This window comes from Campylobacter concisus (assembly GCF_003048375.1).
Classification (GTDB): domain Bacteria; phylum Campylobacterota; class Campylobacteria; order Campylobacterales; family Campylobacteraceae; genus Campylobacter_A; species Campylobacter_A concisus_T.
In genome coordinates, this window is the sequence record NZ_CP021642.1 from 525,472 (window position 1) to 539,587 (window position 14,116).

Consider the following 14,116-nt stretch of genomic DNA (forward strand, 5'->3'; position numbering starts at 1 on the left):
AAATTGGCTTGTTTTAAAATAATCTTAGATATAATTTGCCATTTTAATGAAGGAACATTTTGAAAATTTTACTTATAAGAAATGACAACATAGGTGATTTAATTTGCACTACGCCAGCCATTAAAGCGTTGCGCAAAGCCTACGCTCAGACTCAGATAGATATCGTAGTAAATAGCTTAAATGCTTGTGTTGTTAAAAACAACCCTTTTTTAAACAAAATATACACATATACAAAGCCAAAGCATGTGAGATCCATTGCCGCGAAGGTTAAAGCTTTTTTTGGAAAGTGTAAAATTTTATTTCAAATTTGGCGTGAGAATTATGATGTAGTTGTTATTTTTAGAAGCTCCTATTCGCCATCTGCCGCTATCTTTGCAAGAGTGGCTCGTGCTAAAAAGATAATAGGAGCAGTCAAACAAAACGAAGATAGACATCTCATAACAGATAGGTTAAATTTTGATCAGTCCTTACATGAAGCCATGCTGTGTTGTCAATGCTTGGCGCCACTTGGGGTAAATTTTAAAGATGAAAAAACACTTTACGTGCCAAGTGAAAAAAATGAAAAATTTAAAGACTTTGTATTTTTTCATATCTCATCACGAGTAGAACAAAATCGCTTAAGTGAAGGTAAAATCTTAGAAATTTTAGAATTTCTAAAGCAACGATTTAAAAATATTGCCATTAGTGCAGAAGAGGCCAACTTTGGTAATGACATATCACATAAGGCAGATGTTGTTTTTGCTAGAACAAAAAGTTTAGATGAGCTAGCAAGTTATATCTGGGCAGCCAAATTTGTTCTTACTCTTGACGGAGGTGTAGCACATTTAGCTCCAGCGCTTGGTGTAAAGACGATCGTTTTATTTGGAAAAACAAATCCTTTAAGATGGGCACCAATCTACGGCAGCGGTGAGTGCATAGTCTTGCAAAGCCCAAACAAAATAGCAGAGGAAATCAAAAATGATGAAATTTTTAACAAAATATTACAGTTTGCTTGAAAATTTAAAATATATATTTTTTACCATTTATCTCTTTTCTTTGCCAGTGGCAAAAGTAGCTTCTATACAGTCCATATCTATGTCATTATTTACTCTCTTAGTCGTTGCAACAGAGTATAAAAAATGGAGCTTGAAAGATTTACTAAAAATAAAAGCCCCACTAGCTCTACTTTTTATCATAGCTTTATTGGCGTATATATCACTTTTTTTTACCATAGATATAAATGAAACACTAAAAGAGGTTAATAAGGGTGTTATAAAAAATGTCGCATTTATGATCGTTTTGTTCTATTATTTTATGAATTTAGGATATGAGAAAATTAAAATTTATATTTATATATTTTTCTCTTCACTTTTACTGCATTCTGTCATAAATATAATAACGTGGGCTAATGTTGGCTTTGATTTTCGTTATAGAACTGGTGGGTTGTTAGATGGATATATTTACGATGGTGGCGGCGAGAGGTTTGGAATTTGGGCAGTGTATGCTTTTGGATGTGCCATTTCTCTTTTAACATTTCAAAAAAATAAAGCATTCGCGGTTCTTTTTTTAGTAATCTCACTAGTTAGCATCATTTCAAACAATACAAGAGCTACTTATATAGGTGTTATATTTGTGCTAGTAGCTGTTTTTTTTATTTTTATACGATCAAATAAAATTAGAATATTATCTTGCGCGTTAGTTACTATATTTATCTTTGGTTTTTATGAGATTTCTCATCACATATCTCCAGATAGATATAATTTGACACTAATACCAAAATATATTGAGCTTATGAAAAAATCTCCAAAAGAGATGGGGACATACTCTGAAATGGGGCTAACTGAGTCAGTTCCTTCTAGAATAGCTTCGTGGAAGTCAGTCCTTATTTATAGACTGCATGAGCCATTTGTGCCGACTGGATATGGTAGATTTTTATATGGAAAAACTATTAGAAAATTAAATAGCGAGCAAGATGTGCCTTTTTCTGATTATTCACAAGTTCATAATGAATTTTTAGGGATGTTTTTTTCGCTTGGCATATTTGGGCTTCTCGCATTTATTGGAATTTGGATAAGTTATTTAAAAACTAGCATTCAGGTAAGTAAAAATAATAATATGCTTTTAATGGTGTTTGGACACACGATTTTCTTTGGCGGACTTGGTTTTATTGCAAGCTTGCTATTTGGTAGTTTTTTTGGAAGTAGCGAAGCAAAACTTTTCTACCTTACATTAGGTATGGCACTTGGTATATATTATAAAAAAGGCCCTAATAACGATGTTAAATATACTAGAGCTTGAAAGCTCTCTTGGATTTGGCGGGCAAGAGCACCGCACGCAGCGTGTGATAAACGGACTAGACAAGAGCAAATTTAAAGTTTTTTATGGGCTAAACCCTGGCTCAAAAAGCCTTGAAAAGCAGATAGAGTGTGAATTTGTCGAGTTTAACCTTAAAAAATCTTTTAATATCCTTGAAATTTTAAAAATTTGCAAATTTGTAAAGAAAAATAAGATAAAAATCATCTCAACTCACTCGGGTAAAGATGGAATTATAGGTTCCATAGTTAGTAAAATAACTGGTGCAAAGGTAGTTCGCACTAGACATTTGCAAACGCCAATTAGGTCGCCATTTAGTTACAACATAAATGATAAGATCGTTGCTGTTTCAAACGCCGTCAAGACTCAGCTTATATCTCAAGGAGTACAAGAAAGCTTAATAGAGACTATCTACACTGGAGTCGATACTGATAAATTTACTCCACATTTTAAAAAAAACATAAGAGACCAGCTTGGCTTACCAACAAATTCCATTATAGTGGGCATTGTGGCAGTGTTGAGAGCTGCTAAAAATCACAAAATTTTATTTGAAGCATTTAATGAGTTAAATTTATCAAATACTTTTTTGGTTGTAGTAGGTGATGGCCCACAATATGAAAATTTGCAGAATATAAAAACCTCAAACATTTTAATGCTTGGCAATAGAGCCGATGTGAGCGATTTTTTAGGTAGCTTTGATCTATTCGTTTTGCCATCAAAAATGGAAGCCCTTGGCACAGCATTGCTTGAGGCTCAGTCTTGTGCCGTGCCTTGTATAGGTAGTGATGTAGGAGGCATTGGCGAAGCGATAAAAGATAATGAAACTGGACTTTTATTTGAGAACGACAACAAAGATTCTTTAAAAAATGCTCTAAAAACTCTCATAGAAGATGCCAATCTTCGTGCCAAATTTAGCGCAAATGCTAGAGATTTTATAGTGGAGAATTTCTCAATCCAAACAATGGTGAGACAAACGGAAAAAATGTATGAAACTCTTTGAAAACTTTATGCGTCTAATTTTAAATTTTAAAAAAATACAAAAGACACAGTTGGTAACCGAGCCTTTTCAAAGCGTTTGTTTTTTTAGTAACACAGCGCTGGGCGATACTATTTTTAACACACCAGTATTTCGAGTGTTTAAGCAAAATTTTCCGCATGTAAAAGTAGTTGCGCTACTAAATCCATCTACTGCGTTACTTTTTAAAACCGATCCAAACATTGATGAAATTTTATTATATGATGGTAAAAAAAGTGGGTTTTTGGATATTTTAAAAAAAATAAAAAAACTATCACCAGATATAGTTTTTATTTTGCACTCAAATGAACCGCAAGCTACTCCACTAGCTGTTCTTAGTGGGGCAAAATATCTATTTAAACTGCCAAATTTAAATAATAAGTTTAGCTCATTTCACTCAAATGTTCCAGAGCCATATGGAGATGATAGATATGTGGTATTAAACCGTCTAGAACAGCTTAAATTTATAGGCATTCAAAGTCGTGACACGCGTCTAAATTTATACCTTGGGGCAAGTGATTTTACTAATGTTGATGAGGCGCTAAAAGGCTATGAGAGCCGTAAAATTATCGGTTTTCAAATGGGTGCTAGCACTATTTCTAGGCAGTGGTTTATAGATAAATGGGAAAAACTTGCAAAGCTTGTTTTGCAAGATAGAAATGCTATCATAGTCTTAACAGGAAGTCCTGCTGAGCGTGCCATGACTAAGCAGTTAGAAGAAAGGATAAATGATCCTCGTCTTTTAAACCTTGCTGGTAAATTTAATATCAGAGAAGCAGCCGCACTAATTTCAAGGCTAAATATACTAATCACGCCAGATACTGGTCCTTTGCATGTCGCAGCAGCCCTAAAAACTCCAACTATTGGTCTTTTTACGGTGGCATCACCTATAAATTCAAATCCAGATTTTGATATAGATATTCATAAATTTATTAAAAAACCACGCACTTGCTCTCCATGCGTAGGCAAAAAGTGTAAATTTCAAAAATGTATGTTGCAAATTGATGAAAAAGAGGTTTATGATATGCTCAAGGAAATGATTTGAAAAAAATTTTGTTTGTGGATACTGGACATGAATATGGTGGCGGAACAAAGAGCTTTATATATCTCTTAGAAGGTCTAGAAAAATACAAGAAATATCAATTTAGCGTTTTTTTTGAAAATGACTATAAAGTTGGTGAGCAAAATATATCCGAAATAATCAGTAATCTTGGCGTGAACTTTATAAAATTTATGCCAAAGAGGCAGCCAGCAAAAATAATAAAAGAGCTGTTGCGTATATTTAGCAAAGAAGCTTTAGCTAAATACCTTTATCAAAAAGATTATAAATATGCCATCGCTATGCTTTCAAATGAAAAACCAGACATAATTCATCTAAATAATCACTTTTCAACAAATCTTGCCTATATCGAAGCCGCAAATGTTTTAGGCATTAAAGTTATACAGCATTTAAGAAAGAACTCTCCCATAGAACCATTTAAACTTAAAATTTTAAATAAACAAAAATTTATACCTATTTGCGTTTCAAACTCAACTTATGAATTTTATGCCAAACAGATAGAAATACAAAAAAACATCATATATAATCCAGTGATAGTTAATAATGAGACAACAGTTATAGACAATATAAAATTTGATAAAAATAAGATCAATATAATAATGCCTGCAAATTTTTTAACACTCAAAGGACATGAGCTGGTCTTTGATGCGCTAACTCTTTTAAAAAGAGATGATGTCGATGTTTATTTTGCAGGCAGTGGAGAGCTGACACCTGGTGCAAAAGAGAAATTTGATATGCTAATAAAATCTGGTAAAGCACAATATTTGGGATTTGTGCAACAAATGGGAGAAATTTATAAAAATTGTGACTACGTACTAGGCTTTTCAAGTGATGAAGGCCTGCCAAGAGTCGTTATAGAAGGGCTTAGTTGTGGCCTTGGCGTTATTTACTCAGACATACCAGTTATAAGAGAAATTTATAATATATCATCAAAAAAAGAAGATTTTTTCATAGTCCAAAGAGACCCAAGGTCGCTTTTAAAATGTCTTGAAAATTTAACTAAATCAAGCTCAAAAGCGCCAGATAGTGCAGTTATTGATACTTTTAGCTTAGATAACTATATTCGCAGCGTTGATGCGATATATAGTGATCTTTGACAAATCGTTCAATCTTTTCTAGATCATCTTTGCTGAGCTCAAAAAAGGAACTTGCATCTATATTTCTAACAGTTTTAAATACCGAACTAATTGGGGATAAAGCAGAATTTATAACAAGCGAATCAAATACTCCTCTTTGCTCACTTGCAAAGCATGGTCCCATTAAACATATCGTTGGAGTGTGCACGCTGTCAGCCACATAGTAGTTTCCAGTATCAGAGCTTATGTATAACTGCATCTGTGATAGATAAAACGGAAGTTTTTCAAGTTTGACCTTATCTATCATCGATATAAATTTTAATCCCTCAAAACTATTTCTTTCACTACTTTCTAAAATTAGTTTTTCCAGCAGTTTAGCCTCATCACCAACGCCAAAAACATAAATTTCGCAGTCAAATTTAGAGAAAATTTTTAAGATCTTCTCCCAAATTTGATTAGGTGGCGTTTTCATTTTATTGCCAGCACTAAGACTTATACCTACCTTAAATTTATCGCTTTTGATAATATTTTCTGATGGTACAAACAGTGGTTTTTGTAGTTGTTTTTCAAATTTTAACTCATTAACGTTTATCATCTTTAGATATGTTGATAGTGTTAAGTCATTTAATGTATGTGAAATTTTTTTCATACCAAAAGCTAGCAGTTTAAAGCTGCTAGAAGTAGCATAATGTTTGATAGTTACTATGTTTTTAGCCAGAGTGCAGCGTGCTAAGAAAAGATTTAGACTATTTGGCATAAGGACATAAACATCTTTATAGTTTTGTTTAAAAAGTGCAAATGCCAGTCTTAGCTTGGAAGTTTTTTTCTTTTTTATATCATTTATTATAAAAATTTTATCAATCCTATTGTCATGTTTGGCAAAAGCAACATTTATCTCATCAAGCAATATATCAAATTTAGCCAAAGGCTCAAAAATAATAGTCGAATTTGCATAGTCGCCGATCTTGGCAGTTTGTATGATTAAAATTTTATCAGATGGTTTTCTAAAAAAACTTATAAATTTAAATATGGGATAAAAAAGTAGATATTGTAAAAGGTAAAACAAAACAAATTCCTTTAGTTTGATTTAAGGCATATTTTACATAGTTTTTAATAAATAGGTTGTTAGAATACAAAATTAAAAAATAAAACTTTATAAAAAGGTAAAAATGAGCGTACCAGTTTTGATGTATCACCACGTGCTTGAAAAGGGCGGCTTTATCGCTAGTAGCGTGGATGAGTTTAGATCTCATATGAAATTTCTAGCTGAAAATGGCTATAAAACGTTAAGCATAAATGAATTTATCGCATATAAAAAAGGCGAGCTTGAGGTGCCTAAAAAGAGCGTTTGTATAACATTTGATGATGGCTGGATGGACAACTACACCTATGCCTATCCTATCGTTAAAGAATTTGGACTAAAAGCAAATATGTTTATAGTTACTGGCTGGATAGAAGCAGCGCAAAAGGCCCATGAGATAAGTCGTGGAACTTTCTTAAATGGCAGCCATAGTGAGTGTAAAAATACGGCTCCTAGCAGACCACAAGATGTGATCTTAAATTTAGAGCAGATCGAGAAGATGAGTGAGTGCTTTTATTTTCACTCGCATACGCACGGGCATTTTGATGGATATTTTGGGCAGCTTAGCTTGGATGAGGAATTTGGTCTTTGCCGTGAGTTTATGAAGAAAAATTTTGGCTTTGAAGATGACGCACTTTGCTGGCCAAGAGGCAAATATAATGATGAGTATCTAAGTGCTGCTAAAAAGCATGGCTATAAGGCGTTTTTCACGACAAAGCGCGGCATAAATAAGGCCGATGGTAATTTAGAGGAGATAAAACGCATAGTGACAAAGCGCGATGAAAAATGGCTTAAAAAGACCATGTTTATCTATCAAAATGACTTTTTGGGCTCGATATATGCTTTTCTTAGGAGTTAAAACCAATAAAACATTAATTAATTTTTTTCAATTAATTAGTGAGATCAAAAAAGATAAAGAACTTTTTTGATCTCAAAATATAGCGATTCTTTTTTTATTATTTAAAATATCAGTGAATCTTATCGTAATTTTATCATCTCCAATTCAAAAGCCAAAATTTCTTTTTTATAGTGTTTTCTGGGATGTTATTTCTAAACTGTTCGCTTAAAACATGCCAAGTAAAATTTAGAAATATTCTTGAATGTGCTACTATTGCACCATATTTCTTCATTTTTTCTTTTTTCTTTTCATAAATTATTTTATTTTGTGAATCATCTCTGTTTAATGAGTGATATGAACTTTTGTGATTAACATCGTTATCGTCTCTTTCCCTGTAAAAATATTTTCTCTTTGTAATATATTTTCTCTTAAAACCAAGCGCATCAAAATATTCAGCACAAAAGTTATCTTCATAGCCGTAGTTTCCAGCAAATTCTTCATCATAGCCAAAATATTTTAAAAAATCACCTCGGCTCATTGCATATATATTTCCTGCACCAGGATAGTTGCCTGCCACAAAGCCATTTCTATGAATATGAGTACGTCTAGATTTGTAGATTTCTTTTTCTTTAAAATTATAGGTTGCCATAAACTTTAATGTGTCTTCATAAAAGATATGATCTAAGTCCGTGATTATTAGTCTATCACTTTTTGCGCTTAGAACTCCTAAATTTCTTGCTCCACTTTGGTTCCATTTTATGTCTTCATTGATTTTTATCCAGCGTAAATTTAGATTAAAATCTGGTATTTCATATTTTAATGGTGAGCCGTCATCTATTATGACAAATTTCATAATATTCAGCAATTCTAGATTATATTATTTTGATCGCAATAAAAATGCATAACATAGCTAAGCTTTATATAAAAGCGATTTTTAATTGCAAAGTACGAGGGGGGGGCTTAATAGGAAGCTTTATTTTTATCCTTTTAAAATTTTGTTTATCCTCTCTTTTATCTCTGGCATCTCATCGCTAAAGTCCATTAAAGTATCTTCAACACCGTGCTCTTTTATGCCCTCTTTATCGCAAGGCACAAAGTCCCACTCCTTTTGATAGACGATGTGCTTGCCCATGCTTTGGATGCCATTTTGCGCTGTGTAGCCATTTTGCATCAAGCTATTATCCCAAGGTCCCCACTCAAAAGCTCCGCTAGGGCCAAAAAAGGCGATCACTGGCACGTTATTTGCCGCAGCGATGTGCATTATGGCAGTATCGACGCCGATAAAGAGGCTTGAGCGCTTTGATAGGGTGATCGTTTGTTTCAAATTTAATTTGCCACCTAAATTTATAGGCTCGCTTTTGCAAATTTTTAGCACATTTGCAAGCTTATTTAGCTCATTTTCTTTGTTGTCGCTTGTTAGCACGACCTTTATATTTAGCTCGTTTTCGCAGTAGTCTATGAGCTCTGCCATACTCTCGTCGTTTGCGCATTTAAACATCCAGCGGCTTGTTAGATGCACGTGCACAAAGCATTTTGGTAAATTTAGATACTCCACGCTCTCGTCTGAAAAGACGCTCACTTTTTTGTTAACCGGCTCAAAGCCCAAAGCCCTTAGTGCGTTTAAATTTAGATCGACCGTGTGAGAGAAATTTTCGTAGTATTTTGCCTTTACGCTTAAAAGCTTATTTATCGCCTTATGCTTGCCTAAAAAGCCAACTATTTTTTTTATCTTGGCGTATTTTGAGATGATGACGCCGCGGTCTCCAGTGGTCGTTTGCACCGCCATATCGTATTTCTCTTTTTTGATCGCTCTTATAAATTTTAGCTCGGTCATTAGCTTTTTAAAAAAGCCAGAATTTGCACTTTGCCTATCGTAAATGTGGATTTTATTTATATAAGGATTGCCTTCTATCATCGCTTCTGTGCCTTTATTTAGGGCAAAGTCGATGGTTGCATCTGGGTAGTAGTGGTGTAAATTTTCAATAAGCGGCGTTGTTAAAAGCACGTCGCCGATGTTTCTAAATTTAATCACAAGTATTTTCATTTTATATATTTCCAAAATGTGTACTGGGCGTAAAGTCTAGCGATAACATAGCCAGAAAAGCCCTCTTTAAAGCCACCTTTTAGCACATAAAGCTTAAAAAATGTCCAAGTTGGGCTTGTAAGCGCCTTTAGCAAATTTCTTTTTGCACCCATGCTTGAGTAACGATTTTGCTTGGCGATAAACTGCTCGATGCTCTCATACGCGTAGTGCAAGAAGTGATTTTTAAGCGAGCCAAGCCTTTGTGAGCCGTCATTTAAAACAACCTTTTCATGCACAGCTCTGCCATCAAATTTGGCAAAATTTTTATTAAAAAGCCTCACCGTGTAGTCTGGATATAGCCCCATATTTTTTATCGCTTTGCCAAAGAAAAAATTTAGCCTAGCAACGTTATAAGCTATAAATTTAGGCTCTTTTAGCGTGCTAATGATCTCATTTTTAAGCTCGTCTGTTATCACCTCGTCGCTATCAAGCACAAATACCCACTCATTTTTGGCTAGATCCACGCCCTTTTGCTTTTGCGCGCCAAATCCAAGCCAAGCTTGCTCGTGAAATTTCACGTTACTAAAGCCATCACAAATTTGCCCTGTGCTATCTTTTGAGCCGCTATCAACCACGATGATCTCATCAGCAAATTTAGCGCTCTCTAGCACCTCTTTTAGGTACTTTTCGCTGTTAAAAGTCAAAATGACAACGCTTAGCATTTGTACTCATTTTCGTAAAACCTCTTAAACCTTTGGTGAAACCAAAAGTATTCTTCTGGCCTTGCTCTAACCATCTCTTCGCACGCACTGCACTGCATCTGCGTCACTTTTTGCACAGCATCTTCTTTATCAAACGTGCTTATATCTATTGGCTCTTCAAAGCAAATTTCATTTAAATTTTCACCTTTTTGGTAGATAAATGCGTTTATGATAAGGGCATTTGTCTTTTGCGCTAGCACGCTTGCAGCTGGTGTATGAAGCACATCTTTGCCAAAAAACTGCACCTTTATGCCATCTTTTGGCGCGGTATTTTGATCGACTAAAATTCCTACTATTCGCCTAGCTTTCAGCGCTTTTAAGATATCTTTTGCGCCGCCATCTTTGTCAATGAGCTCCACATCAAACTGCGCTCTATTTGCTCTTAAAATTTTATCCATGACGCTGCTATCAAGCTTTCTACCAAGCACTGAAGATGGCCCAAAATGAGCTGCGACAGCTAGACCAAATATCTCCCACTGCCCAAAATGCGCCGTTGTGACGATGATAGGCCGACCAGACTTCATCGCATCAAGTAAAAAGTGCTCATTTTTAAAAACAATTTGTTCAAGTATCTTTTGCTTTGTCGTGTTTTGATTGAGGATGAAATTTATACCAAGGTATTTTGCAAAGTTGTAGTAGCATTTTTTAGCGATCTCAAGCTTTTCTTCTTTGGTTTTCGTTTCGCCAAATGCAAGGTCTAAATTTGTCATCACGATATGAAATCTCTTTTTTTTAAGCTTCATAAATGCAAATGCTAAAAATTTAGCAAGCAGGTTTTGAAGCGAGCTAGGCAGTAAAAATATAAGAAATTTTAAAGTGTAAAAGCCAGCAAGATATATCCTATCCATTTAGCAGCCTTTTTGCGAAATTTGCAACCGTTTCAGGGTAAATTTCTCTTATGCAAAAGTCGTTTTTATCGATACTTCTAGCATCTATCTCCTTGCCCATATCAACAACTAAGTTTTTGTCTGTGATGTAAGCATTGCGGTGGCTTGGTCGGTTGCCAAAAAGCGTGATAGAAGGCCTATTTACAGCCCATGCAAGGTGCGTTAGACCGCTATCGTTACCGATTACCAGATCGCAGCTCGCGATAAAATCTATCATATCTTTTATGCTTAGCTTTTCAAGCAGTTTTGCTTTTGTGCCTGAAATGATCGCCTCAGCCCTTGTTTTTTCGCTCTCACTCCCGTAGCAAAGGTAAATTTCGCAACCATCAAGCAGTCTGATCACATCTTTAAATTTGTCATAAATTTTGCTCTCTTCGCTTGCAAAGGCAGCGATTAAAACGCGTTTTTTGCCGCTTTCATTTTTAAATTTTTTGCAAATTTCAAAGCAGGGCGATTTTTTTAAAATTTCACTTTTTTCAAAGCTAAAATTTAAGGCGTATCCAACAAGGCTTAGGTTTCTAACTATGATATTTTCGTTGTAGTCGATCTTAAATTTATGCCTATAAAGCCTGGCTGCGATCTTTTCTTTGACACTTTCTCTGCTAAAGCCATAAATTTCTTTGCCAAGTAGTTTTGCGACGACGGCTGATTTGAAAAGTCCTTGCAGGTCTATGATCTTGTCAAATTTACCAAGCGTTTTTATGATCTTGTAACTCTTTTTAAAGCTCTCTTTAAGTGGCAAAATGACTAGTTCGTCGATTAGGGGATGATCTTTTAAAAGGCTTGCAAAACGGGCATCAACTAGCCATGTGATGTGAGCATTTGGGTAGTGCTTTTTGATAAACTGAAGCACGATGGCTGCATGGACGATGTCCCCAAGTGCCGAAAGCTTTACTATGGCTATTTTTAGTTGATTTTTATCTTGCATTGGCTACTTTAAATATAAATTTTTGGTATGATTTTAAAAAAAAATGCTTAAAAAAGGGCTAAAATGGCGAAAAGTTACATCTGCGTCTTTGACTGCGAGACGATACCTGATGCAAATTTGATAAGAAAAATTTACGGCATCGACGGAAGCGACGAAGATGTGAGCGTGCAGGCGATGGCCTTGCAAAAAGAGGCCAGTGGGAGTGAGTTTTTGCCTGTGATGTTTCATAGAGTCGTGGCGATCTCTGCGGTGATGGCCGATGAATACGGCAAATTTTTAAAAGTTAGCACGATGGAGGGCAAGGACGAGCGCGAGATCATCGCTAAATTTTTAAAATTTATAAATGATTATAACCCAAGGCTTGTTAGCTTTAACGGCCGTGGTTTTGACCTGCCAATGCTTATGGTGCGTGCGATGCGCTACAACCTAAACGCAGCGGCATATTACGAGAGCGAAAACAAAGAGCTAAACAAAAACAAATGGGAAAATTATAGGGCAAGGTATTCGCCTAAATTTCACCTTGATTTGCTTGATTTTATAAGCGATTTTGGAAGTGTGAGAGGGCTAAAGCTCGACACGCTTTGTGCTAGCTTAAATTTACCTGGCAAGTACGACGTGCACGGTGATCAGGTGCTTGAGCTATACTACGCAGGCGAGCTTGATAAGATAAAAGAATACTGCGAAAGCGACGTGCTCAACACCTACTGGCTATTTTTGAAATTTGAGCTTTTGCAGGCAAATATCTTGCAAGATGACTATATAAATCACCTAAACGTGATGAGCGAATTTTTAGCTAAAAACTGCGCTCACAGGGGATATAGCGAGGTCTTTTGCTCTGCGATAAGTGACGAGCTAGCAAGGCTTAGCGGACAGCTAGACTATGAGATAAAGGTAGATAAAGAGGCTTTAGAGTTTAGCGAATTTGATGATGTAAGGCCGATTAGCAAAGAGGAGCTAAACCGCGATATGCTGGGCGGTTTGCTCAAAAAAGCAAGCGATCTAAAGCCAAAAGAGCCAAAGAGCAAGACACTTTTTGAAGAGAAAGTGCCTGAGATAAATTTAGACGACGAATAGGTCAAAACGAAAGGAAAAATATGAAAATTTTAGTAACAGGAACAGCTGGATTTATAGGATTTCACCTTGCAAATGCCCTTGTGGCGCGCGGAGATGAGGTCGTTGGATATGACGTGATAAATGACTATTACGACGTAAATTTAAAGCTTGCACGCCTAAAAACGGCAGGCTTTGACGTGAGCGAGATAGACTATGGCAAGCTTATCACCTCAAAAACGCATCCAAATTTAAAATTTATAAAAGCTGACCTCGCTGATGAAAAGACGATGAAAGAGCTTTTTGAGAAGGAGAAATTTGACGTAGTGGTAAATTTAGCCGCACAAGCTGGCGTTCGCTACTCGCTCATAAATCCAAAAGCCTATATAGACAGCAACATCACAGGCTTTATGAACATCCTCGAGTGCTGCCGCCACAATGAGATCAAAAACCTAGTCTATGCAAGCTCTAGCTCGGTTTATGGCTTAAATGAGAACATGCCCTTTTCTACGCACGAGGCGGTCAATCACCCTATAAGCCTCTACGCAGCGACTAAAAAGAGCAACGAGATGATGGCGCACACTTATAGCCATCTATTTAATGTGCCAACGACTGGGCTTCGCTTTTTTACGGTTTATGGACCATGGGGACGCCCTGATATGGCGCTATTTTTGTTTGTTGACGCCGCACTTAAAGACAAAACCATCGATGTTTTCAACTACGGCAAGATGAAGCGCGACTTTACCTACGTGGACGACATCGTAAAGGGCATAATTAAATGCATCGACAACCCAGCCAAACCAAACCCAGCTTGGGACGCAAAGCACCCAGACCCTGCCACTTCAAAAGCGCCGTTTAAGGTCTATAACATCGGCAACAACAGCCCAGTCGAGCTCATGGACTACATCAAGGCAGTTGAGATAAAGATCGGCCGCGAGATCAAGAAAAATTTCCTCCCACTTCAAGCAGGCGACGTGCCAGCGACATTTGCAGACGTGAGCGACTTGGTGGCTGACTTTGACTACAAGCCAAATACAAAAGTAAATGACGGCGTGGCTAAATTTGTCGAGTGGTATAGCGAGTTTTACGGCATAAAAATTTGAAA

14 protein-coding genes are annotated in these 14,116 nt (G+C 36.0%); 8 read left to right on the plus strand and 6 right to left on the minus strand.

From position 1 onward, the window contains the following. Positions 1-59: 59 nt before the first annotated feature. Genes CCS77_RS02640 through CCS77_RS02660 form a run of 5 tightly spaced genes read left to right on the plus strand, consistent with a single transcriptional unit; the run spans position 60 to position 5,464 of the window. The gene (locus CCS77_RS02640; protein WP_107916479.1) at positions 60-995 is read left to right on the plus strand and encodes a glycosyltransferase family 9 protein; all 936 of its coding nucleotides are present in this window, start codon (positions 60-62) and stop codon (positions 993-995) included. Further along, positions 958-2,277 carry an O-antigen ligase family protein gene (locus tag CCS77_RS02645; protein ID WP_107916480.1) on the plus strand — a complete coding sequence of 440 codons (1,320 nt, stop codon included), beginning with the start codon at positions 958-960 and terminating at the stop codon, positions 2,275-2,277. Before CCS77_RS02640 ends, CCS77_RS02645 begins: the two co-directional genes overlap by 38 nt. Then, positions 2,255-3,292, plus strand: coding sequence for a glycosyltransferase (locus tag CCS77_RS02650; protein WP_107916481.1), 1,038 nt, complete (start codon positions 2,255-2,257; stop codon positions 3,290-3,292). Before CCS77_RS02645 ends, CCS77_RS02650 begins: the two co-directional genes overlap by 23 nt. Further along, on the plus strand, positions 3,279-4,352 hold the full coding sequence (locus tag CCS77_RS02655; protein ID WP_107916482.1) for a glycosyltransferase family 9 protein: 1,074 nt from the start codon (positions 3,279-3,281) through the stop codon (positions 4,350-4,352). Before CCS77_RS02650 ends, CCS77_RS02655 begins: the two co-directional genes overlap by 14 nt. Then, positions 4,349-5,464 (plus strand): glycosyltransferase family 4 protein, encoded by a 1,116-nt coding sequence (locus tag CCS77_RS02660; RefSeq protein WP_107916483.1) that lies wholly within the window; start codon positions 4,349-4,351, stop codon positions 5,462-5,464. Before CCS77_RS02655 ends, CCS77_RS02660 begins: the two co-directional genes overlap by 4 nt. Here the strand turns inward: CCS77_RS02660 and CCS77_RS02665 are convergent. Then, positions 5,412-6,509, minus strand: a complete 1,098-nt coding sequence (locus CCS77_RS02665; RefSeq protein ID WP_107916484.1) for a glycosyltransferase family 9 protein — start codon at positions 6,507-6,509, stop codon at positions 5,412-5,414. The two genes, CCS77_RS02660 and CCS77_RS02665, sit on opposite strands and share 53 nt — an antisense overlap. A gap of 103 nt (positions 6,510-6,612) precedes the next feature. Here CCS77_RS02665 and CCS77_RS02670 point away from each other — a divergent pair, with 103 nt between their 5' ends. Next, a complete protein-coding gene (locus CCS77_RS02670) occupies positions 6,613-7,383 on the plus strand; it encodes a polysaccharide deacetylase family protein (protein ID WP_107916485.1) in 771 nt (256 codons plus the stop codon). Between the two features lie 133 nt (positions 7,384-7,516). Here the strand turns inward: CCS77_RS02670 and CCS77_RS02675 are convergent, their stop codons facing one another. The 5 genes from CCS77_RS02675 to waaC all read right to left on the minus strand — a co-directional run bounded on the left by CCS77_RS02675 (position 7,517) and on the right by waaC (position 11,961). Beyond that, positions 7,517-8,215: a glycosyltransferase family A protein gene (locus CCS77_RS02675; RefSeq protein WP_107916486.1), complete on the minus strand. Its 699-nt coding sequence runs from the start codon at positions 8,213-8,215 to the stop codon at positions 7,517-7,519. Between the two features lie 126 nt (positions 8,216-8,341). Then, complete coding sequence (gene rfaQ, locus CCS77_RS02680; RefSeq protein WP_107916487.1) at positions 8,342-9,406, minus strand: putative lipopolysaccharide heptosyltransferase III; 1,065 nt, start codon at positions 9,404-9,406, stop codon at positions 8,342-8,344. Next, entirely contained in the window at positions 9,403-10,107 is a 705-nt protein-coding gene (locus tag CCS77_RS02685; RefSeq protein WP_107916488.1) for a glycosyltransferase family 2 protein, read from the minus strand. Before CCS77_RS02685 ends, rfaQ begins: the two co-directional genes overlap by 4 nt. Next, the gene (locus CCS77_RS02690; protein ID WP_107916489.1) at positions 10,101-10,994 is read right to left on the minus strand and encodes a lipid A biosynthesis lauroyl acyltransferase; all 894 of its coding nucleotides are present in this window, start codon (positions 10,992-10,994) and stop codon (positions 10,101-10,103) included. Before CCS77_RS02690 ends, CCS77_RS02685 begins: the two co-directional genes overlap by 7 nt. Further along, entirely contained in the window at positions 10,987-11,961 is a 975-nt protein-coding gene (waaC, locus tag CCS77_RS02695) for a lipopolysaccharide heptosyltransferase I (protein WP_107916490.1), read from the minus strand. The genes CCS77_RS02690 and waaC overlap by 8 nt, the downstream gene beginning before the upstream one ends. A 63-nt stretch (positions 11,962-12,024) precedes the next feature. On the opposite strand from waaC, the gene CCS77_RS02700 reads away from it, so the two are divergent. Both CCS77_RS02700 and CCS77_RS02705 read left to right on the plus strand, forming a co-directional pair. Continuing rightward, positions 12,025-13,035 (plus strand): 3'-5' exonuclease, encoded by a 1,011-nt coding sequence (locus CCS77_RS02700; protein WP_107916491.1) that lies wholly within the window; start codon positions 12,025-12,027, stop codon positions 13,033-13,035. Positions 13,036-13,055: 20 nt separating this feature from the next. After that, positions 13,056-14,114 (plus strand): NAD-dependent epimerase, encoded by a 1,059-nt coding sequence (locus tag CCS77_RS02705; protein ID WP_107916492.1) that lies wholly within the window; start codon positions 13,056-13,058, stop codon positions 14,112-14,114. The last annotated feature ends 2 nt before the right edge of the window (positions 14,115-14,116 follow it).

What these genes read in the sequence shown, in the direction of transcription:
- CCS77_RS02645 (WP_107916480.1), top strand. Translation starts at nt 958, where the DNA reads ATGATGAAATTTTTAACAAAATATTACAGTTTGCTTGAAAATTTAAAA.
- CCS77_RS02650 (WP_107916481.1), top strand. Translation starts at nt 2,255, where the DNA reads ATGTTAAATATACTAGAGCTTGAAAGCTCTCTTGGATTTGGCGGGCAA.
- CCS77_RS02655 (WP_107916482.1), top strand. Translation starts at nt 3,279, where the DNA reads ATGAAACTCTTTGAAAACTTTATGCGTCTAATTTTAAATTTTAAAAAA.
- CCS77_RS02670 (WP_107916485.1), top strand. Translation starts at nt 6,613, where the DNA reads ATGAGCGTACCAGTTTTGATGTATCACCACGTGCTTGAAAAGGGCGGC.
- CCS77_RS02675 (WP_107916486.1), bottom strand. Translation starts at nt 8,215, where the DNA reads ATGAAATTTGTCATAATAGATGACGGCTCACCATTAAAATATGAAATA.
- rfaQ (WP_107916487.1), bottom strand. Translation starts at nt 9,406, where the DNA reads ATGAAAATACTTGTGATTAAATTTAGAAACATCGGCGACGTGCTTTTA.
- CCS77_RS02685 (WP_107916488.1), bottom strand. Translation starts at nt 10,107, where the DNA reads ATGCTAAGCGTTGTCATTTTGACTTTTAACAGCGAAAAGTACCTAAAA.
- CCS77_RS02690 (WP_107916489.1), bottom strand. Translation starts at nt 10,994, where the DNA reads ATGGATAGGATATATCTTGCTGGCTTTTACACTTTAAAATTTCTTATA.
- waaC (WP_107916490.1), bottom strand. Translation starts at nt 11,961, where the DNA reads ATGCAAGATAAAAATCAACTAAAAATAGCCATAGTAAAGCTTTCGGCA.
- CCS77_RS02700 (WP_107916491.1), top strand. Translation starts at nt 12,025, where the DNA reads ATGGCGAAAAGTTACATCTGCGTCTTTGACTGCGAGACGATACCTGAT.
- CCS77_RS02705 (WP_107916492.1), top strand. Translation starts at nt 13,056, where the DNA reads ATGAAAATTTTAGTAACAGGAACAGCTGGATTTATAGGATTTCACCTT.